Below are 20,984 nucleotides of genomic sequence, written 5' to 3' on the forward strand. Positions count from 1 at the left end.
CCGCGGCCCCGGCCCCGCGGCGATGCCCGGGCCGGAGGGTGCGGTGGACAGTCTCCCCCGAGCCTGACAACGTTGTCCAGGCTCTATGCTCGACGCCACATCCTCATACAAGCCCAGGACCGACGCACCCACGTGGACGACAGGACAGGACACCGCACCGTGCCCCAGACCCATCTCCGCTCCGCAACGCGCTACGGCAACCGTCCGACCATGAAGGACGTGGCCGCCCGTGCCGGGGTGGGCCTCAAGACGGTGTCGCGGGTCGTGAACGGAGAGCCCGGGGTCACCCCGGAGACGGAGCGCCGGGTCCAGGAGGCGATCGACGCGCTCGGCTTCCGCCGCAACGACAGCGCCCGGGTGCTGCGCAAGGGCCGCACGGCGAGCATCGGACTGGTCCTGGAGGATCTCGCGGACCCGTTCTACGGGCCGCTGAGCCGGTCGGTGGAGGAGGTGGCCCGCGCGCACGGCGCCCTGCTGATCAACGGCTCCAGCGCGGAGGACCCCGAGCGCGAGCAGGAGCTGGTGCTGGCCCTGTGCGCGCGGCGGGTGGACGGTCTCGTGGTGATCCCGGCCGGGGACGACCACCGGTATCTGGAGCCGGAGCTCAAGGCGGGGGTCGCCACGGTGTTCGTGGACCGGCCGGCCGGGCACATCGACGCCGACGTGGTGCTGTCGGACAACTTCGGCGGCGCCCGCGACGGCGTCGCCCACCTCATCGCGCACGGGCACCGCCGCATCGGCTTCATCGGCGACATGCCCCGCATCCACACCGCCGCCGAGCGGCTGCGCGGCTACCGGGCCGCGATGGAGGACGCGGGCATACCGGTGGCGGACTCCTGGATGTCCCTCGGCGTCACCGACCCCGAGCGGGTGCGCCGGGCCGCCGAGGCGATGCTGTCCGGCCCGGACCCGGTCACGGCGGTCTTCGCGGGCAACAACCGCGTGACGGTCACGGTGATCCGGGTGCTCGCCGAGCAGTCCCGCCGCGTCGCCCTGGTCGGCTTCGACGACATCGAGCTCGCCGACCTGCTCCAGCCGGGCGTCACGGTCGTCGCCCAGGACGCGGCGGAGATCGGCCGCACCGCCGCGGAGCGTCTCTTCCGGCAGCTCGACGGCCGCCTGGTCACCCCCGAACGCATCGAGCTGCCGACCCGGCTGATCACCCGCGGCTCGGGCGAGATCCCCCCGGCGGACTGAGCGGCCCATGGACCCCAGCGAGCACCTCACCGATCGCACGCTGCGGGCACTCGGCCTCGCCGAGGCGCCGCGCGAGCATCCCCTGCTGTATCCGGGGGCGTGGCCGGCGGATTCCGGGCTCCTTGACGGGGACCGCTTCCTGCCGCTGGAACGGCTGGTGTACGAGGACCGCACGCCGGTCCTGGCCATCGGGTCCAACGCCTGCCCGGGGCAGCTGCGGCACAAGATGCGGGAGTTCGGGATCATGTCGCCGCTCCCGATGGTGAAGGCCCGGGTGACGGGTGTCGAAGCCGGTGTCTCGGCGCACGTGAGCCGCATGGGGTACGTGTCGGCCTCGCCGGTCAGCGCCCCGGACACCGTGCGGGAGCTGTTCGTCCTCTGGCTCGACGCCGAGCAGCTCGCGGTGATCGACGCGAGCGAGGGCGTGCCGGTGCCGGGCGGCAACTTCGACCGGGCCTGGCTGCCCGCGCCGGACGTGCGGATCGACCTGGCGGACGGCACCCGGCTGCCCGGCGCGTACGCCTACGTCAACCGGCACGGCATCCTGCACGACGGCACGGGCGCGCCGCGCGCCCACCCGGGCCAGCGGGAGCTGCTCACCGAGCTGCTGGTGGGTCTGCCGCGCTTCAGGGAGCTGTTCGGCGTCGTGCCCGAGGAGTTCTGCGCGCGGGCTCGGGCCGACCGGCGGCTGTGCGAGCGGGGCACCCGGCTGTTCGTCGAGGAGAAGCTGGTGACGGCCTCCGGGCTGGAGCGGTACGCGGCGGTCTCGGCGCGGTTTCAGCAGACCGGGAGCCCGGGGACCGGCGCGTCGTTGTCGCCGCCCTTGATGTAGACGTCGCTGACCCAGACGTCCGCGTTGCCGCTGTCGTCGTCGGTCTTCGCCCACCAGACGTTGGTCCACTCCCCGGACGTCTCGCGGCGGCCCAGGTTCTGCTGGCAGTAGAAGTAGTTGGTGCCCGCCTTGAGGATGCCCACCTTGGTGCCGGAGGCGGTGTAGGAGTCGGCGGTCTTCCAGACCGTGCAGTTGTACTTGCCGCCGCCGATGGCGTGGCAGGCCGGGTCGGGGGCCGGGGTGGTCGGGGCGCCGCCTGTCGCGCCACCGTCGCCCGTGCCGCCGCCGGAGGTGCCGCCGGCCGATGTGCCGCCGCCGGTCGTGTCGCCGGTGGTGCCGCCGGAGGACTTCGCCGGAGCCGAGGTGGAGGGCCGGCCGGTCGGCTCGGACTCCTTGTCGTCGTCGGGCTTCTCGGAGGGGGCCTTGCCCTTCTCGTCGCCTTGCTCGGTGGCCCGCGGGGCGTTGGAGCCGTCGTCGGTGCGGCCGGGTTCGGAGGAGGCCGCGGCGCCGACGGCATCGGTGCGGCCGCCCGAGTCCGTGCTGCCCGAGTCCCTGAGCAGGGCGACCGTGGTGCCGGCGACGGCGAGAACGACGGCGACGGCCACGGCGGCGAGCAGGGCCCGGGTCTTCTTGCGACCAGCGGCGGGCTGGGGGTCCATCGGGCCGGTGGGGGTGGTGCCGGCCGGCTGCGCCTGCTGCGGTGGGCCGAAGCCCGGCGTGCCCTGGCTCTCGTGCGATCCGCTCGCGCCCGGCCGCGCCTGCTGCGGTGGGCCGAAGCCGGGCGGTACCGACGGCATGCTGCGCTCCGTCTCCGGGCGCGGGGGTGAGGCCGCGGGTCCCCGCAGCGATGACGTCGGTGTGTCCGCGCTGCCCGAGTCCGCCACCGACTGGAGCAGCCGGCGGGCCTGGTCGGCCTCGGGGCGGGACTCGGGGCGCTTCTCCATCAGTTGCCGCAGGACGGGACCGAGCGGGCCGGCGTTGCGGGGCTCCGGGAGCGGCTCGGTGACGATGGCGGTGAGCGTGGAGAACGTGGACGTCCGGCGGAAGGGCGAGGTGCCCTCGACGGCCGCGTACAGCGTGGCGCCCAGGGCCCAGATGTCGGAGGCGGGGCCCGGGTCGGCGCCCTGGGCGCGCTCGGGGGCCAGGTAGTCGAGGGAGCCGACGAGTTCGCCGCTGCGGGTGAGGTGGGTGGCCGAGCCGTCGCCCGGGTCGTCCATGGTGGCGATGCCGAAGTCGGTGAGGACGACCCGGCCCGAGCGGTCGAGCAGGATGTTGCCGGGCTTCACGTCGCGGTGCAGGACGCCCACGCGGTGCGCGGCGGCCAGCGCGTCCATGACCTTCGCGCCGATCCCGGCGGCCTCGCGCGGGTCCAGCGTGCCGCGGTCGCGCAGGACGTCGTCCAGGGACGGCCCGTCGACCAGTTCCATGACGATGAGCGGGCGGCCGTCGACCTCGGCGATGTCGTGCACGGCGATGACGCCGGTGTGGCGCACCCGGGCCGCCGCCCGCGCCTCGCGCTGCATCCGCAGGTGCAGCCCGGCCAGTTCGGGACCGGCCGCGTCGGTGTAGGTGCGCAGTTCCTTGAGGGCGACCTCGCGGCCGAGGACCTCGTCGACGGCCTTCCAGACGACGCCCATGCCGCCGCGCCCCAGCTGGGCCGTGACGCGGTAACGGCCCGCCAGCAGCCGACCGGCCCCGTCCGTCTGCCCGTACTCCCCCGTTGACACCGCTGCCCCGTTCCTGTGACCCCATCGGGCGCCCCGACACGCCCGTACGTGGCGTACAGACTACGGGGCGGCGGTGACGGCGGCAGCCGTGGTCGACGGCTGTGACCATGCCGGTACGCGCGCGCCCGGGAGCCCTCAGGCGGACGCCGTCAGGTTCCCCCGCCGGGGCGTCGCGAAGCTCTCCAGATCGGCCCGGGTCAGGCCGGTCAGGCGGGCGACTTCCCCGATGTCGAGGGCGCCGCAGTCCAGGCCGCGCAGCAGGTAGCCGCTGAGGGCCTTGGCGGTGGCGGGCTCGTCCATGACGTCGCCGCCGGCGTGGTTGGCGTACCGGGCGAGGCGGGCTGCGGCCTGCTCGAAGCCCTCGCGGTAGAAGGCGAAGACGGCCGCGTAGCGGGTGGGGATGTGGCCGGGGTGCATGTCCCAGCCCTGGTAGTAGGCGCGGGCGAGGGCGCGGCGGGTGAGGCCGTAGTGCAGGCGCCAGGCGGCGTGGACCTTCTCGGTGGGGCCGACCGGAAGGACGTTCGTCGAGCCGTCCGAGACGCGGACGCCCGTACCGGCCGCGGCGACCTGCATGACGGCCTTGGCGTGGTCGGCGGCGGGGTGGTCGCTGGCCTGGTGGGCGGCGGAGACGCCGAGGCAGGCGCTGTAGTCGAAGGTGCCGTAGTGGAGTCCGGTGGCGCGGCCCTCGGCGGCCTGGATCATACGGGCGACGGTGGCGGTGCCGTCGGCGGCGAGGATGGACTGGCTGGTCTCGATCTGGATCTCGAAGCCGATCCGGCCGGGTTCCAGGCCGTGGGTCTTCTCGAAGGCGTCCAGCAGCCGGGCCATGGCGGTGACCTGCTCGGCGTAGGTCACCTTGGGCAGGGTGAGGACCAGTCCGGAGGGCAGGCCGCCGGCCTCCATCAGGCCGGTGAGGAAGATGTCGAGGGTGCGGATGCCCCGGGCGCGCACGGGCGCTTCCATGCACTTCATGCGGATGCCCATGTAGGGGGCCGCGGTGCCGTCCTCGTACGCCTCGGCGATGATCCGGGCGGCGCGGGCGGCGGCCTCGTCCTCCTCGGCGTCGGGGCGGTTGCCGTAGCCGTCCTCGAAGTCGACGCGGAGGTCCTCGATGGGCTCGCGCTCCAGCTTGGCGCGCACGCGCGCGTGGACGGGTTCGGCCAGGTCGTCGGCCAGGCCGAGGACGGCGGCGAAGGAGGCGGCGTCGGGGGCGTGCTCGTCGAGGGCGGCGAGGGCGCGGTCGCCCCAGGAGCGGACGGTTTTGGCGGTGAAGGCGTCGCCGGGCACGTAGACGGTGTGGACGGGCTGGCGGGTGCCGGGGTCGCCGGGATAGCGGCGCTCCAGTTCGGCGTCGACCGGGGCGAGGGAGGCGCTGATCTCCTCGCTGACGGCGCCCGCGAGGCTCGTCGCCACCTTCTCCTGCTGGCCCTGACCCATTCCCAGACCCTCCTGTTTTCCGCTGTACGGAATCAACAATCCGTAGAGCGAAGCTATCGGCCGACCTTCGCCCTGGTCAACACCGTCTTGAAGTGGGCTTCCCCGTCCTTCACCCTTGGTCACTGCCGACCCGCCCTCATCTTCCGTATTCAGCAGGCAAGCTTCATCCTGACGTGCAAGGGGAGGGAGACCACGTGCCGAACGAGGCCGGAGTGACGCGCCGCCACGGGCTCAAGGCAGCTGCGGCCGCCGCCATCTCAGGACCGCTGCTCACCACCGCGGGCCCGACACAGCCCGCTTCCGCCGGCGAGCACCCGGGCGCCCTGAACGTCATGACGTTCAACGTGCGCTTCGCGACCGTCGTCGACACGACACCGCGCTGGGACGCGCGCCGACCGGTGATGCGGGAACTGCTGCGCCGCGAGCTGCCGCACCTCATCGGCACGCAGGAAGGGCTCTACCGGCAGGTGCGGGCGATCGAGAAGGATCTCGGCGGGCACCACGACTGGATCGGCATCGGACGCGGGGGCGGCAGCAAGGACGAGTTCATGGCGGTCTTCTACGACACCCGCAGACTCAGCCCCATCGAGTTCGATCACTTCTGGCTGTCCGACACCCCGTACGCGATCGCCTCGAACACCTGGGGCGCGGACTGGCTGCGCATGGTCACCTGGGTCCGTTTCGCCGATCTCACCGACGGGGGACGGGAGTTCTACGTCCTCAACACCCACCTGGACAGCGTCAGCCAGTACGCCCGGGAGCGCTCCGCGGAGCTCATCGGCGAGACGATCGCCGGGTGGGACCGGTCCTTACCGGTCATCGTCACCGGCGACTTCAACGCGGCCGCCCACGACAACCGGGTGTACGACCTCATGCTGGACATCGGGCTGGTGGACACCTGGGAGACGGCGGCCTCGCGGGGCCCGGCGTACGGGACGCACCACGGCTACCGCAGGCTCAGACCCGGCGGTCGGCGCATCGACTGGATCCTCACCACGCCCGGCGTGACCACGCACTGGGCCGGTATGAACACCTTCAGCGTGGACGGGACGTATCCGAGCGACCATCTGCCGGTGCAGGCCTCGATGACCCTGGGATGAGAAGAGGCCCCCGCGACCGATCGCGCGGTCACGGGGGCCTTCCACAGGCGGGGCCGATCAGCCCTTGCGGGCCTTGATCTCCTCGGTCAGGGCCGGGACGACGTCGAAGAGGTCGCCGACGACGCCGTAGTCGACGAGGTCGAAGATCGGGGCCTCGGCGTCCTTGTTGATCGCCACGATCGTCTTCGAGGTCTGCATACCGGCGCGGTGCTGGATCGCGCCGGAGATGCCGGAGGCGATGTACAGCTGCGGCGAGACCGACTTGCCGGTCTGGCCGACCTGGTTGGTGTGCGGGTACCAGCCCGCGTCCACCGCGGCACGCGAGGCACCGACGGCCGCGCCGAGGGAGTCGGCGAGGGCCTCGATGATCGCGAAGTTCTCCGCGCCGTTGACGCCACGGCCGCCGGAGACCACGATCGCGGCCTCGGTCAGCTCCGGACGGCCCGTCGACTCACGCGGCGTACGGCCGGTGACCTTGGTGCCGGTGGCCTGCGCGGAGAAGGTCACCGACAGGGCCTCGACCGCGCCGGCGGCCGGGGCGGCCTCGACGGCGGCGCTGTTGGGCTTGACCGTGATGACCGGGGTGCCCTTGGAGACACGGGACTTGGTGGTGAAGGACGCGGCGAACACCGACTGCGTGGCCACCGGGCCCTCGTCGCCGGCCTCCAGGTCGACGGCGTCGGTGATGATGCCGGAGCCGATGCGCAGCGCCAGGCGGGCGGCGATCTCCTTGCCCTCGGCGGAGGACGGCACCAGCACGGCGGCCGGGGAGACGGCCTCGTGCGCGGCCTGGAGGGCGTCGACCTTCGGTACGACCAGGTAGTCGGCGTACTCGGCGGCCTCGTGCGTGAGCACCTTGACCGCGCCGTGCTCGGCGAGCGTGGCGGCGGTGTCGGCGGCGCCGTTGCCCAGCGCGACGGCGACGGGCTCGCCGATGCGGCGGGCCAGGGTCAGCAGCTCCAGGGTGGGCTTGCGGACGGCACCGTCCACGTGGTCGACGTAGACGAGAACTTCAGCCATGGGACTTCTTCTCTCCTGCTTGCGAAAGATGAGGGGCGGTCAGCGAATCCGGGCTCAGATGAACTTCTGGCCCGCGAGGAACTCAGCGAGCTGCTTGCCGCCCTCGCCCTCGTCCTTGACGATCGTGCCCGCGGTACGCGCCGGGCGCTCGGCCGCGCCGTCGACGACCGTGTAGGCGCCCTCCAGGCCGACCTCCTCGGCCTCGATGTCGAGGTCGGACAGGTCCCAGGACTCCACCGGCTTCTTCTTGGCCGCCATGATGCCCTTGAAGGACGGGTAGCGCGCCTCGCCCGACTGGTCGGTCACCGAGACGACGGCCGGCAGGGACGCCTCCAGGTTCTCCGAGGCGGCGTCGCCGTCGCGGCGGCCCTTGACCGTGCCGTCCTCGACGGAGACCTCGGAGAGCAGGGTGACCTGCGGGACGCCCAGGCGCTCGGCGAGCAGCGCGGGCACGACGCCCATGGTGCCGTCGGTGGAGGCCATGCCGGAGATGACCAGGTCGTAGCCGGCCTTCTCGATCGCCTTGGCCAGGACCAGGGAGGTGCCGATGGCGTCGGTGCCGTGGATGTCGTCGTCCTCGACGTGGATCGCCTTGTCGGCGCCCATGGACAGCGCCTTGCGCAGGGCGTCCTTGGCGTCCTCGGGGCCCACCGTCAGGACGGTGATCTCCACGTCGTCGTCGGAGTTCTCGGAGATCTGCAGCGCCTGCTCGACCGCGTACTCGTCGAGCTCGGAGAGCAGACCGTCCACGTCGTCCCGGTCGACGGTCAGGTCATCGGCGAAGTGCCGGTCGCCAGTGGCGTCGGGCACGTACTTCACAGTGACAACGATCCTCAAGCTCACGCCGGCTCTCCTACTGCATCGTCATTTCTCGGCTGCCTCTTGCAGGCAGCATAGGCGCCTCAAGCGGCCGATCCCGGTCGGGGCGACCCACGCTCCGAGCGAAATATTACTCGTCAGTACATCCAGTTCGTTCCCGCTAAGCAAGCGCTTTGAACTGTGACCTTCGCAACGCAGCGTAACCGGAACTCGACGGTCACGCAGCCCCGGGGGACAGCCGGTCAGTCGCCCAGGCGCTGGAAGCGTCCCTGGTGGTAGAGGAGCGGGCGGCCGGTGCCCGTGGGGTCGCCGTGCACGACCTCGGCGATCACGATCCGGTGGTCCCCGGCGGGGACGCGTGTGACGACCCGGCCCACCAGCCAGGCGAGCACGCCGTCGAGCACGGGAACCCCCTCGGGTCCCTCGCGCCAGGCGGTGGGCGCCGCGAAGCGGTCGGCCCCGCTGCGGGCGAACGTGGCGGCGAGTTCCTGCTGGTGCTCGCCGAGGACGTGGACGCCGACGTGGCCGGTCGCCGCGATCGCGGGCCAGCTGGAGGCGCCGGTGCCGATGCCGAAGGACAACAGGGGCGGCTCGGCGGAGACGGAGGTGAGGGACGTCGCGGTGAAGCCCACCGGACCGGCGTCGCCACGAGCGGTGATGACGGCCACTCCCGCCGCGTGCCGCCGGAAGACCGAGCGCAGGAGGTCGGTCGTGGCGAGAAGGTCCGCAGGCATGGGGTCAGGCTGACGATAAATGGTACGCACAGTCAAGTTCGTTCCGTGATGTGGGAGATGGCTCACTGGCGGCTCCGCACTCTGGCACCGCCTCCCGCCGGACCCCTCACACCGCCTCCCCCAGAGCGGCGATCACATCGGCCTTGCGCGGCTGGCCGGTGGCCCGTCGCACCACCCGGCCGCCGGCGTCCAGGACCAGCACGGTCGGGGTCTTGAGGATGTCCAGCCGGCGCACGAGGTCCAGATGGGCCTCGGCGTCGATCTCGACGTGGGTCACGCCCGGGACCAGGCCGGCCACCTCGCCGAGGACCCGCCGGGTGGCCCGGCAGGGCGCGCAGAACGCGCTGGAGAACTGCACGAGCGTGGCCCGCTCGCCGAGTTCCGCGCCCAGCTCCGCCGCATCGAGCCGTTTGCCGTCGTCCCGCCCGCGCACCCGCACTCTCCCGCTCCGCCGCCGTCGCAGCACTCCGTAGGCGCTCGCCGCCGCGAGCACCAGCACGCACACCACCAGTCCGGTCATCACCCGCTACAAGCGTTCACGAGACCGCAAAGATTCCCGCCCTCCCCACGGGCCCGCCTTGCGGAATGCTTGGTTCCCATGGACATCGACGCACGAGGGCCGCGCTTCGGCGCGGCCGTGACGACCGCCGTCCTGGCGGTCGTCCTGGTCACGGGGAACGCGTGGCTGCTGGCCTGGCAGACGCTGGCGTTCCTGCTGGGCGCGGCGGGCGGGGTGGGCCGCTCGCCGTACGGCCTGCTGTTCGCCAAGGCCGTACGGCCCCGGCTCGGGCCGCCGACCGAGTTCGAGGCGCCCGAACCGCCGCGCTTCGCCCAGGCGGTGGGGCTGCTCTTCGCCGGACTCGGGCTCGTCGGCTACACCCTGGGCCCTGACTGGCTGGGACTCGCGGCGACCGGTGCCGCTCTCGCCGCCGCCTTCCTGAACGCCGCTTTCGGGTACTGCCTGGGCTGCGAGTTGTACCTGCTCTTCCGCCGGGTGACGGTACGCGCGGAGTAATGCGCGCGTAAAAGCACGAGGTCGGATCCGGCGACGACGTGACGAGAATCTCCTCCCCCACGGGCACGAGGACTGGCTACCCGGCCGTTCTTCGGGCACGATCTGCGACAAGCCGTAAACCTACGGCTGCGTAACTTGTCCGCTGGGAATCCCTTCCCAGGCAGAGCAGGAAGGGTCCGAACCGCCCATGGCAGAGCTCGTCTACCGTCCCGTCGTCGGTTTCGCCCGCACGCTGTTCAAGGTGTGGGACCTCAAGATCGACTGTCAGGGTTCGGAGAACATCCCGCGCTCGGGCGGCGCCGTGTTGGTGAGCAACCACATCAGCTACCTGGACTTCGTCTTCAACGGCCTGGCGGCGCTGCCGCAGAAACGTCTCGTGCGCTTCATGGCGAAGGAGTCCGTCTTCCGCCACCGCATCTCGGGGCCTCTGATGCGCGGCATGAAGCACATCCCGGTGGACCGCAAGCAGGGCGAGGCGGCGTACGCGCACGCCTTGGACTCGCTGCGGTCGGGCGAGATCGTCGGGGTCTTCCCCGAGGCGACGATCTCGCAGTCGTTCACGCTGAAGAGCTTCAAGTCGGGGGCCGCGCGCCTGGCCCAGGAGGCCGGTGTCCCGCTGGTCCCGATGGCCGTGTGGGGCACCCAGCGGCTGTGGACCAAGGGCCACCCGCGCAACTTCAAGCGCAGCCACATCCCCATCACGATCCGGGTCGGCGAGGCGATCGAGGCCTCCCGCGACAAGTACGCGGGTGCCATCACGCGCCAGGTGCGCGAGCGCGTCCAGGAGCTCCTGGAGGCCGCCCAGCGGGCCTACCCGGTGCGCCCGAAGGGCCCGGAGGACACCTGGTGGATGCCGGCCCACCTCGGCGGCACGGCGCCGACGCCGGAGCAGGTGCGGGAGGCCGAGGCGCGCTGACGCGCCCGGTCCGCGCGACGCGGTCGGCGCCCTCGCCCCCGGCGGGGAGCGGGCGGGCGGGGCCTCAGAGCGCGGTGGGGAGCGTCCGCCACAGGTGCGGCCGGTCGCGAGCCGCTTTCAGGGTGTCGAGTACGACCGGGTGCGGCGCCGCGTACAGAACCGGGTAGTCCCGTTCACCGGATGCCGGGTCGGGTGTGAAGGCGAGCCGCTCGCCGTCGAGGGAGAACCGCGCGTCCACGCCCGGCTTGTTGCCCCGGGGGTCCTGCCGGTGCCAGGCGCCGTGGAAGCGGACGGCGACCAGCCCGTGCACCTCGTCGAACTTCTGGTAGCAGAGCGCGGTCGGGATGTCCTCGGCCCGCAGCAGCGCGGCCAGCGCGTGGGCCTTGGCGTAGCAGATGCCGGTGCGCTGTTCCAGGACATCGGAGGCGCGCCAGGTGACGCGGAGGTCGCCGGAGTCCTGCGAGTGGGGAATGGTGTCGCGCACGAACTGGAACGCGGCCCGCGCATACTCATACGAGTCCGCCACGCCCTGAGCGAGCTTCGCGGCCGTCTCGCGCACGCGTGGATGATCGTGGTCGATTGCCTCATCAGCGGCCAAGTACGCGGACAGGTCAGGGGTTTCCTGGATCAGCTGCATGCGGCCTGAGCATAGGGAGAGATCCGCTCCCCGGTCAATGAAATTTCCATCAAGCGTATATGTATGCAGCGCTCGGGAGAACGGCTGAACACCGCCGCAACCCTTCGCCTCGGCACAACCCTTCCCGTCCCCCGCCGGTCTCGGCTCCGCGGATCAGCGACAAGGAGACGGCATGAAGCACCTACAGCGCCTGCTGGGCGTGGCGCTCGGCGGCTGCGCCCTCGTGGCGGCCGGGACGGCGGCCGGGCCCGCGTACGCCCTGGACAACGAGTTGTGGATCAGCGCACCGTACGAGACGGTGCTGCCCGGCGCGGACGCGGACGGCAACGCGCGGGAGCGCACCCTGGACGTGCGGGTGAGCCGGGATGTCGCCGACGGCAGGGTGCCGGCGGGGCGGCTGACGGTCGACGTGAGCGAGGTCGCCGCCTTCGCTCGGGCGGCGTGGCCCGCGAACTGCGTGCCCGAGACGGAGCACAGGGCGGTCTGCGCGTTCCCGGCGATGCCCGACGGGACGGAGAGCGTGCCGGCCGCCACGTTCCGGCTGAGCGCGCTGCCGGGGGCGGACACCGGTGCCTCGGGATACGTGCGCTACTCGGCCGCCGCCGGTGACCTGACGTCCCACGCCGGTGAGACCCGGGTCGGCGTGGGCAACGGGCCGGACCTCGGGCTCGGCCCGGTCGACGACCAGCGGGGCCTGCGGCCGGGCACCGAGACGAGCGTGCGGGCGACGCTGTCCAACAGCGGCAACCGCACCGCCGAGCGCACACTGCTGTGGCTCGACGCCTCGTACGGCCTGCGCTTCAAGGAGCGGCACGCGAACTGCGAGTACCGGCAGGACGACAGGGGCACCTCCGCCCTGTGCGTGCTGGACGAGTCGGTGGCCCCGGGGCAGCGGTACGCGCTGAGCACGCGCCTCGGCGTCGGGCGGAACGCGCTGTACGAGCGGTTCGACCACTCCGTCCAGCCCTACTCGGACGAGGCGTACCAGGAGGCCCGCGGCGAGTGGACGTGGACCAGGGGGACGGGTTCGGAACTGAACCTGCGTCCCCTGGCCGCCCGGTCCGCGGCCTCGGAGCCCGACATCGACCCGCAGGACAACTACGGGAGCGTCATCCTCGAGGCCCGGAACACCGCCGACCTGAAGCTCACCGGCAGCAAGGTGCGCGGGGCGGCGGGCGAGACCGTGACGGCCCAGGTCACCGTCCTCAACCGCGGCCCGGCGTGGGTGGCGTCGCTGGGCGCGGGAGCGGCCGTGGCGACGGTGCGGTTCCAGGCGCCGGAGGGCACCACGGTCGTGATCCCGCCGGAGGAGGAGAACTGCTGGCCCTCGGGCGACGGCGCGTCCTCCGCGACCTACTACTGCAAGACGCCGATCTACCTGCACGACAAGGCGTCGTACACCTTCGACATCCCCCTGCGGATCGACCGTGTGGTGCGCGGGGCGCAGGCCACCGTGGCGACCGTCAACGACGATCCCGAGCTGAGCATCCGGGAGTTCGACCCGAACCTGCGCAACAACAGCGCGCGGATCGTCGTCAACGGCTGAACCGGGGCGGGGAGGTGGCCCTAGCGGGCCATCTCCTCCTTCAGCGCCGCCACGAAGGCGTCCACGTCGTCCTCGGTCGTGTCGAAGGCGCACATCCAGCGGACGTCGCCCGCGGCCTCGTCCCAGAAGTAGAAGCGGAAGCGCTTCTGCAGGCGCTCGCTCACGTCGTGGGGCAGGCGGGCGAACACCGCGTTGGCCTGCACCGGGTAGAGGATCTCCACGCCGTGCACGGCCCGCACGCCCTCGGCGAGGCGCTGGGCCATCTCGTTGGCGTGGCGGGCGTTGCGCAGCCACAGGTCCCGGGCGAGCAGCGCCTCCAGTTGCACCGACACGAAGCGCATCTTGGAGGCGAGCTGCATGGACAGCTTGCGCAGGTGCTTCATGTGGCTGACGGCGTCCTGGTCGATCACCACGACGGCCTCGCCGAAGAGGGCGCCGTTCTTCGTGCCGCCCAGGGAGAGGATGTCGACGCCGGCCGCGTTGGTGAGCGTCCGCATCGGGACGTTCAGGGTGGCGGCGGCGTTGGCCAGCCGGGAGCCGTCCAGGTGCACCTTCATGCCGTGCGCGTGGGCGTGGTCGCAGATCGCGCGTATCTCGTCGGGCGTGTAGACCGTGCCCAGTTCGGTGGCCTGGGCGATCGAGACGACCTGGGGCATCGCGCGGTGCTCGTCGTCCCAGCCGTACGCCTGCCGGTCGATCAGCTCGGGGGTGAGCTTGCCGTCCGGCGTCGGGACGGTGAGCAGCTTCAGGCCGCCGACCCGCTCGGGCGCCCCGCACTCGTCGACGTTGATGTGCGCGCTCTCGGCACAGATCACCGCACCCCAGCGGTCGGTGACCGCCTGGAGGGCGACGACGTTCGCGCCGGTGCCGTTGAAGACCGGGAACGCCTCGGCCGTGGGCCCGAAGTGGCTGCGGACGACGCTCTGCAGGTTCTCGGTGTAGGCGTCCTCGCCGTAGGCGACCTGGTGCCCGCCGTTGGCCAGGGCCAGGGCGGCGAGCACCTCCGGGTGGGCGCCGGCGTAGTTGTCGCTGGCGAATCCGCGGACGTCGGGGTCGTGATGGCGGCGGGCGTCGGTCTTCGGCGGGTTCACGGCTTCTCGGTGAGCCACAGACGGTTTCCGTTCACTTCGGCGGCGGGCTTCTCCCAGACCCCGACGATGGCCTCGGCCAGGTCCTTGACGTCGGTGAAGCCCGCGAACTTCGCGTTGGGGCGCTCGGCGCGCATCGCGTCGTGCACCAGTGCCTTCACCACCAGGATCGCAGCCGCCGACGTCGGGCCGTCGGGGCCCCCGGCCTTGCGGAAGTAGTCGGCCATGGCCAGCGTCCACGCCTCGGCGGCCGCCTTGCCGGCGGCGTACGCGGCGTTGCCCGCGGTGGGCTTGCTGGCGCCGGCGGCGCTGATCAGCACGTACCGGCCGCGGTCGCTGCGCTGGAGGGCCTCGTGGAAGGCGAGGGAGGTGTGCTGGACGGTGCGCACCAGCAGCATCTCCAGGAAGTCCCAGTCGTCCAGGCTGGTCCGGGTGAAGGTCTCGCTGCCGCGCCAGCCGCCGACGAGGTGGACCAGGCCGTCGACGCGGCCGAAGTCCTTCTCGATGCGGTTCGCCCAGTCGCGGGTGGCCTGCAGGTCGAGCAGGTCGACCGTGTCGCCGGTGACGGTGGCGCCGCCGGTCGCGTAGCTCGCCGCGTCCACCGCCTCCGCCAGCCGCTCCGGGTCGTTGTCCGAGCCGATGACGGTCGCTCCCGCCTCGGCCAGCCTGAGCAGCGCCGCCCGGCCCGCGGGCCCGCCCGCACCGGCCACCGCGATCACCGCACCGCTGAGCGCCCCGTTCCCCGCCATGATCTTCGCCTCCTGAGCAGTGTTCTCGGTACGCCGATCGCTCACGCGGCGATCCGCTCGGCGCCGTCCGCCGTGATGCCCTTGGTGGAGGCGATCACGTTCTTCAGCTTCTTGGACAGTGCCTCATAGAACATGCTCAGCGGAAACTCGTCCGGAAGCACGTCATCGACGAGTTTCCGCGGCGGCTGCGTCAGGTCCAGGGCGTCGGGGCCCTTGGCCCACTTGGAGCCCGGGTGCGGGGAGAGGTAGGTGGCGACCAGCTCGTACCCGGCGAACCAGTGGACGAGCTTGGGGCGGTCGATGCCGTCGCGGTACAGCTGCTCGATCTCGGCGCACAGCTCGTTGGTGACCTGCGGGGCGCGCTCCCAGTCGATGGAGAGCTTGTTGTCGGTCCAGCGGACGACGTCGTGCTTGTGCAGGTACGCGAAGAGGAGCTGGCCGCCGAGGCCGTCGTAGTTGCGCACGCGCTCGCCGGTGACCGGGAAGCGGAACATGCGGTCGAAGAGGACCGCGACCTGGACGTCACGCGCCTGCGGGACGCCCTCGGCCGCCAGCTTCACGGCTTCCTTGAAGGCGGTGAGGTCGCAGCGCAGCTCCTCCAGGCCGTACATCCAGAACGGCTGGCGCTGCTTGATCATGAACGGGTCGAACGGCAGGTCGCCGTGGCTGTGGGTGCGGTCGTGGACCATGTCCCACAGCACGAACGCCTCCTCGCAGCGCTTCTGGTCGTGGACCATCGCGGCGACGTCCTCGGGCAGCTCCAGGCCGAGGATGTCGACGGCGGCGTCCGTGACGCGGCGGAAGCGGGCGGCCTCGCGGTCGCAGAAGATGCCGCCCCAGGTGAACCGCTCCGGCGCCTCGCGCACGGCGATCGTCTCCGGGAACAGCACGGCCGAGTTGGTGTCGTAGCCGGACGTGAAGTCCTCGAACTTGATGCCGCAGAACAGCGGGTTGTCGTAGCGGGTGCGCTCCAGTTCGGCCAGCCAGTCCGGCCAGACCATGCGCAGCACGACCGCTTCGAGGTTGCGGTCGGGGTTGCCGTTCTGCGTGTACATCGGGAAGACGACCAGGTGCTGGAGGCCGTCCGCGCGGTTCGCGGCGGGCTGGAAGACCAGCAGCGAGTCGAGGAAGTCGGGCACGCGGAAGCCGCCGTCGGCCCACCGGCCGAGGTCCTTGACCAGGGCCTCGTGGTAGGCGCTGTCGTGCGGGAGCAGCGGGGAGAGCTCCAGCACCGCGTCGGCGACCCGGCGGACGGCGAGCTCGGCGTCGGCGGGGTCGGGCGCGCCCTCGGCGTCGAAGTCGATCGACCCGTCCTTGGACTGCCATGGCCGGATCCGCTCCACGGCATCCTTGAGCACGGGCCATGCCGGGTGCTCCACCACCCTGGCCACGGGAGGAACCCGCTCCTCCGAACCCACCGGCACAAGAATTTCCGTCATGTCCCATCCTCCACGGGAGAATCTCGCGTACCCCGACCGTATACACACGAGGTTCCTCCCAGCAAGGGCCACCTCGGGAAATTATCCTGCCCGACCCCGGCCTTCACCGCACTTTTTCCTGCCGGTCATGCTTGTGCCCGTACGCGCGCCGACCATGCGCTCACTCTCTGCACGGGGTGGGTACAGGCGATACGGTCAGGTGGGCCGTCAGGCCCCCAGTGCCGCCTGTCGACGGAAGAGAGTCGCGTCTTGAACTTCCTCACCATCGGTCACCGCGGAGTCATGGGTGTGGAACCCGAGAACACCCTCCGGTCCTTCGTCGCCGCCCAGGAGGCGGGCCTCGACGCCATCGAACTCGATCTGCACCTGAGCAAGGACGGCGCGCTCGTCGTCATGCACGACACGGATGTGGACCGCACGACCGACGGCACCGGGCCGATCGCCGAGAAGACCCTCGCCGAGCTGCGGGCCCTGGACGCGGGGCGGGGCGAGCGGGTGCCGGTCTTCGAGGAGGTCCTGGAGGCCGTCCAGGCGCCCCTCCAGGCCGAGATCAAGGACACGCAGGCGGCGCGGGCCCTGGCGCGGGTGATGAACGAGCGGGGACTGGCCGGGCGGGTGGAGGTCTCCTCGTTCCACGACGAGGCGATCGCCGAGATCAAGCCACTGGTGCCGGGGGTGCGCACCGCGCTCATCGCCAGCCGCTACGGCACCGACATCGTGGATCGCGCCGTCGCGGCCGGTGCCGAGACCGTCTGCCTGAACATCCGCCGGCTCACCCTGGAGATCGTGGAGCGCGCCCGCGAGGCCGACCTGAGGATCATCGGCTGGGTGGTGAACACGCAGGACCATCTGCGCCTGGTCCGCGCCTTCGGCCTGGACGGCGCCACCACCGACCACCCGGACATCAAGCGCACGGGCCGCTTCACGGCCTGACGGCCGGGAGCGGTCAGGGCGAGAGGGCCTGGCGCGTCCTAGTAATGGGACGCCACCACGGCGTACACGCAGGCGGAAACGGCGACGACGCCGACCAGGGCTGCGGCGAGCGCCGCGCAGCCGAGCGCTCCCGTGGCCCCGGCGATCGCCGCCCAGCCGGACCGTGACGCCCGTTCGGCCCGCCGGACGGCGTCCTGGTACTCGCTGTCGTCGTACCAGCCCCGATCACCCATGACCGTCCCCCACCGAACCCTTGCGAAGTGATCGCCCGGACAGTTCCTGGCCGAACTCCTTGACGAGCAGCTCGAACTGCAGGTCGTCGCGCTGGGGGATGCCGAAGCGCTCGTCGCCGTACGGGAAGGGGGTCATCCGGCCCGTGCGGCGGTAGCCGCGGCGCTCGTACCAGGCGATGAGGTCGTCGCGGACGGAGATCACGGTCATGTGCATCTCCTTGACGCCCCAGCTCTCCCGGGCCTGCCGCTCCGCCTCGGCGATGATCACCTTGCCGAGGCCGGCGCCCTGGAGCGCGGGGCTGACCGCGAACATGCCGAAGTAGGCGTGGTCACCGCGGTGCTCCAACTGGCAGCAGGCGACGATCCGGCCCTCCCGCTCCACGGTCACCAGCCGGCTGTCGGGCGACTTGATGACGGCCAGCACACCCTCGGGGTCCGTCCGCTGCCCTTCCAGGATGTCCGCCTCGGTGGTCCACCCGACGCGGCTGGAGTCGCCCCGGTACGCCGACTCGATCAGCGCGACCAGCTCGTCCACGTCGGCGTCGGTGGCGTCGCGGTAGGTCAGTGCGGTGGCGAGGGTGTCCATGGGCGTACGTCTCCGTGTCCTGGGCGCGGCTCGGGCGGGGATGAGCGTAACCCTGCCACTAGGCTCCCGTGCATGGTGCATGTACTCAGCAGCCGGATCCTGCTCCGTCCCGCCGACCCCGAGAAGTCCCGTGCCTTCTACGGCGAGCAGTTGGGGCTCGCCGTGTACCGGGAGTTCGGCACGGGGCCCGAGCGCGGCACGGTCTACTTCATGGGCGGCGGCTTCCTGGAGGTCTCGGGCCGGTCCGGGACTCCCCCGGAGCCCGCCGTCCGCCTGTGGCTCCAGGTCGACGACGTCGCGGCGGCACAGGACGAGCTGCGGGCGAAGGGCGTGGAGATCGTACGGCCGCCGGTGAAGGAGCCGTGGGGGCTGGTCGAGATGTGGATCGCGGATCCGGACGGGACGCCGATCGTGCTGGTGGAGGTCCCCGCCGACCACCCGATGCGCTACCGGCCGGGCATCTGAGGTCGCCCGGGGCGGTGCTCCCAGCCCCGGTCGGTCCGGGTCAGTTCACGGAAGCCCGCCCCGGTCAGGAGGTCGAGCATGCGGGTGTCGGCGGCCCCTTCGTAGGCGACGAGCCGGTCGATGCCGCACAGGCGGAGCCAGTCGGCGGCCTGGGCGAGGAGCCGGTGCTCCAGGCCGGTGCCGTGCTGCCCGGGGTCGATGTGCAGATTGCCGATGTCGGCGAGGCCCGCCGTGCGGGCGTGGCGCTCCGGGCGGGCCAGGGCCGTGCCGACCTCGATGAAGCCGAGGGCGTGGCCGTCGGCGCGGGCCGTGAAGCGGGTGCCGCACTCCCCCAGCGTGCGCTCGACCGTGACGCCCGGCCGGGGTTCGTGGGCCGGCAGGTCGGCCACGCGGGCGATCAGGATGACCTCGGTGTCCCCGACGTGCCGGAACCCGGCGCGTTCGTAGACGGCCCGGACGTGCGGCCAGGGGCGGGGCACGCCGTAGACGAGGGGGGCGGGCAGGGCGCCGTCGGCGTACCGGACGCGGGCGTTCCAGCGGGCGAACTGCGCCAGGCAGGCCCGCATCAACCCGTCCGCGGCCCGGTCGGTGTCCGGCCAGAGGGCCGCCGGTGGGCGGTGGACGAACCAGTTGATCTCGGCGGCGTCCCGGTAGGCCGCGCCGACCCCGGCGTCGGCGCGGTAGCGCAGCAGGTGGGCCGCGGCGACGAGGTGCTCGCGCCGCTCGGCGACGAGCGTCGTCCGCTCGGCCACCCACGGGTCGGTGACGAACTCGCCGGGCTGCCGTTCCAGATCGCCGAGGACGGTGTTCACGGAGACGGAGACGCCGGGGGCGACCGCCGCCACGTGCAGGTTGACCAGGTCGGTGAGCTGGTCGCGGTCGGTTCGGCGGAAGGGGCGCACCTCGGGTGCGGGCATGGCGTACCTCCGGGTGGGGTGAAGGAACTGGAGGCCGCCACGCGGTGCGGTACGGGGCGAGGGTACGCCGGGGCGGGCGCCGCACACCAGTGGGTTTCCCCGATGGCAGGCAGCCCCGGCGGCGGCTTAGCGTGCTGGAGGGGGTTCCCTGCGGAAGGAACGCCATGAAGCTCGACGCACCGGTGACCGGCGGCCCCTGCTGGACCGAGTTGGGGACCAGCGACCTGGAGGCGGCCCAGCGGTTCTACACCCGGTTGTTCGGCTGGCGTCCCGCGAGGGACCCGCGGCAGGAGGCGGACGGGTACACCGTCGCGCACCTCGGGGACGCGGCCGTCGCCGCGCTCGCCCCGCTCTACCAGCCGTCGCAGCCGGTCGCCTGGAACGTGTCGTTCGCGGTGGCCGACGCGGACGCCGCCGCCCGTGCGGTGACGGAGGCGGGCGGTGCGGTGCTGCTCGGCCCGATGGACGTGTTCGACGCGGGCCGTTTCACGGTGGCCGCCGACCCGGGCGGGGCCGTGTTCCAGTTGTGGCAGGCGGGGACCTTCCCGGGCGCCGGGTTGTTCAACGCGCCCGGCGCGCTGGGCTGGGTGGAGCTGTTCACGCGGGATCCGGAACAGGCCGTGGCCTTCTACACGCAGGTGTTCGACTGGAGCGTCGACGCCGGGGAGCGCTACACCCGGTGGGGTGTCAGCGGCGCCGGCTTCGGCGGCATGGTGACGATGGACGACAAGTTCCCGCCCGAGGTGCCGCCGCACTGGCTGCCGTACTTCGCGGTGGCGGACGTGGACGACACGACCGCCGTCGTCCAGCGGCACGGCACCGTCCTGATGGTGCCGACGTCCGTGCCCGACGGGCCGCGCATCGCGGTGCTGAGGGACCCGCAGGGGGCGATGTTCGGCGTGTACCGGGCCGGTGACGATTTCTGAGGCGACGGGGGTGACGGGGACGGTGCGCAGACGTCGCCCCGCCGTGCGGACGGTTCGGGCTCAGGCCCGCAGCGCGCCCAGGCGGCCCTCCAGCTGGCCCAGCAACTCGCCGAGCAACGCGGCGAGTTCACCCTGCTCGGGGCCGTCGAGGCCGGACAGGACGGCGGTCTCGTAGGCGAGCTGGGCGGGCAGGATGCCGTCGACGAGGTCGCGTCCGGTGTCGGTGAGGCGGAGGTGGACGACACGGCGGTCGCGGCTGTCGCCGCGGCGTTCGACCAGGCCGCGCTCGGTCAGCTGCTTCAGGCGCTTGGTGACGGCGGCGCCCGAGGAGAAGGTCTCCCGCGCCAGCTCCCCGGGGGTCAGCTCGTGCCCGGTGCGGCGCAGCGCGCCGAGCAGGTCGAACTCGGGGCGGCTCAGTCCCGCCCGGCGCAGCGGGGCGTCCTCGGCCTGCTGGAGGAGGGCGGCGCAGCGGTTGATGCGGCCGATGACCTCCATGGGCCCGGTGTCGAGACCGGGGTGCACGGCCCGCCACTGCCGGACGACGGCGGCGACGGTGTCCTCCCGCCGCCCACCGCCCAGATCCTCTCCGGCCGTGGGCATCCCACCGTCCGGATCACCGCCGATCGCGAACACATCGGTGGTCGGGGCCTGCTCGGCCGGACGCCCGC

23 protein-coding genes are annotated in these 20,984 nt (G+C 72.2%); 9 read left to right on the plus strand and 14 right to left on the minus strand.

The features are described 5' to 3' along the window. Positions 1-159 precede the first annotated feature (159 nt). A complete protein-coding gene (locus C1703_RS03525) occupies positions 160-1,197 on the plus strand; it encodes a LacI family DNA-binding transcriptional regulator (protein WP_114250491.1) in 1,038 nt (345 codons plus the stop codon). A gap of 7 nt (positions 1,198-1,204) precedes the next feature. After that, the gene (locus tag C1703_RS03530; RefSeq protein WP_114250492.1) at positions 1,205-2,029 is read left to right on the plus strand and encodes a hypothetical protein; all 825 of its coding nucleotides are present in this window, start codon (positions 1,205-1,207) and stop codon (positions 2,027-2,029) included. On the opposite strand, the gene C1703_RS03535 is transcribed toward C1703_RS03530, so the two are convergent. Then, entirely contained in the window at positions 1,975-3,756 is a 1,782-nt protein-coding gene (locus C1703_RS03535; protein WP_114250493.1) for a serine/threonine-protein kinase, read from the minus strand. The genes C1703_RS03530 and C1703_RS03535 overlap by 55 nt on opposite strands. Before the next feature lie 135 nt (positions 3,757-3,891). Then, entirely contained in the window at positions 3,892-5,193 is a 1,302-nt protein-coding gene (locus C1703_RS03540) for an aldolase/citrate lyase family protein (RefSeq protein ID WP_114250494.1), read from the minus strand. 194 nt (positions 5,194-5,387) lie between these two features. Between C1703_RS03540 and C1703_RS03545 the strand changes: the two genes are divergently transcribed. Beyond that, the gene (locus tag C1703_RS03545) at positions 5,388-6,293 is read left to right on the plus strand and encodes an endonuclease/exonuclease/phosphatase family protein (RefSeq protein ID WP_114250495.1); all 906 of its coding nucleotides are present in this window, start codon (positions 5,388-5,390) and stop codon (positions 6,291-6,293) included. A gap of 57 nt (positions 6,294-6,350) precedes the next feature. Here C1703_RS03545 and C1703_RS03550 read toward each other — a convergent pair whose 3' ends face one another. The 4 genes from C1703_RS03550 to C1703_RS03565 form a co-directional block, all read right to left on the minus strand. After that, positions 6,351-7,313 (minus strand): electron transfer flavoprotein subunit alpha/FixB family protein, encoded by a 963-nt coding sequence (locus C1703_RS03550; RefSeq protein WP_114250496.1) that lies wholly within the window; start codon positions 7,311-7,313, stop codon positions 6,351-6,353. Between the two features lie 54 nt (positions 7,314-7,367). Continuing rightward, positions 7,368-8,156, minus strand: a complete 789-nt coding sequence (locus C1703_RS03555; protein WP_114250497.1) for an electron transfer flavoprotein subunit beta/FixA family protein — start codon at positions 8,154-8,156, stop codon at positions 7,368-7,370. 218 nt (positions 8,157-8,374) lie between these two features. Further along, a complete protein-coding gene (locus C1703_RS03560; protein ID WP_114250498.1) occupies positions 8,375-8,866 on the minus strand; it encodes a flavin reductase family protein in 492 nt (163 codons plus the stop codon). Between the two features lie 106 nt (positions 8,867-8,972). After that, the gene (locus C1703_RS03565; RefSeq protein ID WP_114250499.1) at positions 8,973-9,386 is read right to left on the minus strand and encodes a thioredoxin family protein; all 414 of its coding nucleotides are present in this window, start codon (positions 9,384-9,386) and stop codon (positions 8,973-8,975) included. Between the two features lie 78 nt (positions 9,387-9,464). On the opposite strand from C1703_RS03565, the gene C1703_RS03570 reads away from it, so the two are divergent. Both C1703_RS03570 and C1703_RS03575 read left to right on the plus strand, forming a co-directional pair. Next, positions 9,465-9,881, plus strand: a complete 417-nt coding sequence (locus C1703_RS03570; RefSeq protein ID WP_114250500.1) for a DUF4395 domain-containing protein — start codon at positions 9,465-9,467, stop codon at positions 9,879-9,881. Positions 9,882-10,068: 187 nt separating this feature from the next. Further along, positions 10,069-10,797 carry a lysophospholipid acyltransferase family protein gene (locus C1703_RS03575; protein ID WP_114250501.1) on the plus strand — a complete coding sequence of 243 codons (729 nt, stop codon included), beginning with the start codon at positions 10,069-10,071 and terminating at the stop codon, positions 10,795-10,797. Between the two features lie 64 nt (positions 10,798-10,861). Here the strand turns inward: C1703_RS03575 and C1703_RS03580 are convergent, their stop codons facing one another. Continuing rightward, a complete protein-coding gene (locus C1703_RS03580) occupies positions 10,862-11,434 on the minus strand; it encodes a transglutaminase family protein (RefSeq protein ID WP_114250502.1) in 573 nt (190 codons plus the stop codon). Between the two features lie 172 nt (positions 11,435-11,606). Here C1703_RS03580 and C1703_RS03585 point away from each other — a divergent pair, with 172 nt between their 5' ends. Beyond that, complete coding sequence (locus C1703_RS03585; protein WP_114250503.1) at positions 11,607-12,980, plus strand: hypothetical protein; 1,374 nt, start codon at positions 11,607-11,609, stop codon at positions 12,978-12,980. A 20-nt stretch (positions 12,981-13,000) separates the two neighbouring features. On the opposite strand, the gene C1703_RS03590 is transcribed toward C1703_RS03585, so the two are convergent. From C1703_RS03590 to C1703_RS03600, 3 genes are read right to left on the minus strand one after another with little or no spacing between them, the layout of a single operon-like run. Further along, entirely contained in the window at positions 13,001-14,071 is a 1,071-nt protein-coding gene (locus C1703_RS03590) for a low specificity L-threonine aldolase (RefSeq protein WP_114250504.1), read from the minus strand. Further along, complete coding sequence (locus C1703_RS03595) at positions 14,068-14,817, minus strand: SDR family oxidoreductase (RefSeq protein ID WP_114250505.1); 750 nt, start codon at positions 14,815-14,817, stop codon at positions 14,068-14,070. Before C1703_RS03595 ends, C1703_RS03590 begins: the two co-directional genes overlap by 4 nt. A 41-nt stretch (positions 14,818-14,858) precedes the next feature. Beyond that, a complete protein-coding gene (locus C1703_RS03600) occupies positions 14,859-16,256 on the minus strand; it encodes a DUF6421 family protein (protein WP_114250506.1) in 1,398 nt (465 codons plus the stop codon). Positions 16,257-16,505: 249 nt separating this feature from the next. On the opposite strand from C1703_RS03600, the gene C1703_RS03605 reads away from it, so the two are divergent. Continuing rightward, entirely contained in the window at positions 16,506-17,189 is a 684-nt protein-coding gene (locus tag C1703_RS03605; RefSeq protein ID WP_114250507.1) for a glycerophosphodiester phosphodiesterase family protein, read from the plus strand. Positions 17,190-17,227: 38 nt separating this feature from the next. Here C1703_RS03605 and C1703_RS03610 read toward each other — a convergent pair whose 3' ends face one another. Both C1703_RS03610 and C1703_RS03615 read right to left on the minus strand, forming a co-directional pair. After that, the gene (locus tag C1703_RS03610) at positions 17,228-17,422 is read right to left on the minus strand and encodes a hypothetical protein (protein ID WP_114250508.1); all 195 of its coding nucleotides are present in this window, start codon (positions 17,420-17,422) and stop codon (positions 17,228-17,230) included. After that, positions 17,415-18,008 (minus strand): GNAT family N-acetyltransferase, encoded by a 594-nt coding sequence (locus C1703_RS03615; protein ID WP_114250509.1) that lies wholly within the window; start codon positions 18,006-18,008, stop codon positions 17,415-17,417. The genes C1703_RS03610 and C1703_RS03615 overlap by 8 nt, the downstream gene beginning before the upstream one ends. 72 nt (positions 18,009-18,080) lie before the next feature. Between C1703_RS03615 and C1703_RS03620 the strand changes: the two genes are divergently transcribed. After that, on the plus strand, positions 18,081-18,473 hold the full coding sequence (locus tag C1703_RS03620) for a VOC family protein (RefSeq protein WP_114250510.1): 393 nt from the start codon (positions 18,081-18,083) through the stop codon (positions 18,471-18,473). Here C1703_RS03620 and C1703_RS03625 read toward each other — a convergent pair. Continuing rightward, positions 18,455-19,390, minus strand: coding sequence for a GNAT family N-acetyltransferase (locus C1703_RS03625; RefSeq protein ID WP_114250511.1), 936 nt, complete (start codon positions 19,388-19,390; stop codon positions 18,455-18,457). The genes C1703_RS03620 and C1703_RS03625 overlap by 19 nt on opposite strands. Before the next feature lie 164 nt (positions 19,391-19,554). On the opposite strand from C1703_RS03625, the gene C1703_RS03630 reads away from it, so the two are divergent. Beyond that, positions 19,555-20,316: a VOC family protein gene (locus C1703_RS03630; protein WP_114250512.1), complete on the plus strand. Its 762-nt coding sequence runs from the start codon at positions 19,555-19,557 to the stop codon at positions 20,314-20,316. A gap of 60 nt (positions 20,317-20,376) precedes the next feature. Here the strand turns inward: C1703_RS03630 and C1703_RS03635 are convergent, their stop codons facing one another. Next, the gene (locus C1703_RS03635) at positions 20,377-20,916 is read right to left on the minus strand and encodes a MarR family transcriptional regulator (RefSeq protein WP_232840731.1); all 540 of its coding nucleotides are present in this window, start codon (positions 20,914-20,916) and stop codon (positions 20,377-20,379) included. Positions 20,917-20,984 lie beyond the last annotated feature (68 nt).

Source organism: Streptomyces sp. Go-475 (assembly GCF_003330845.1).
Taxonomy (GTDB): domain Bacteria; phylum Actinomycetota; class Actinomycetes; order Streptomycetales; family Streptomycetaceae; genus Streptomyces.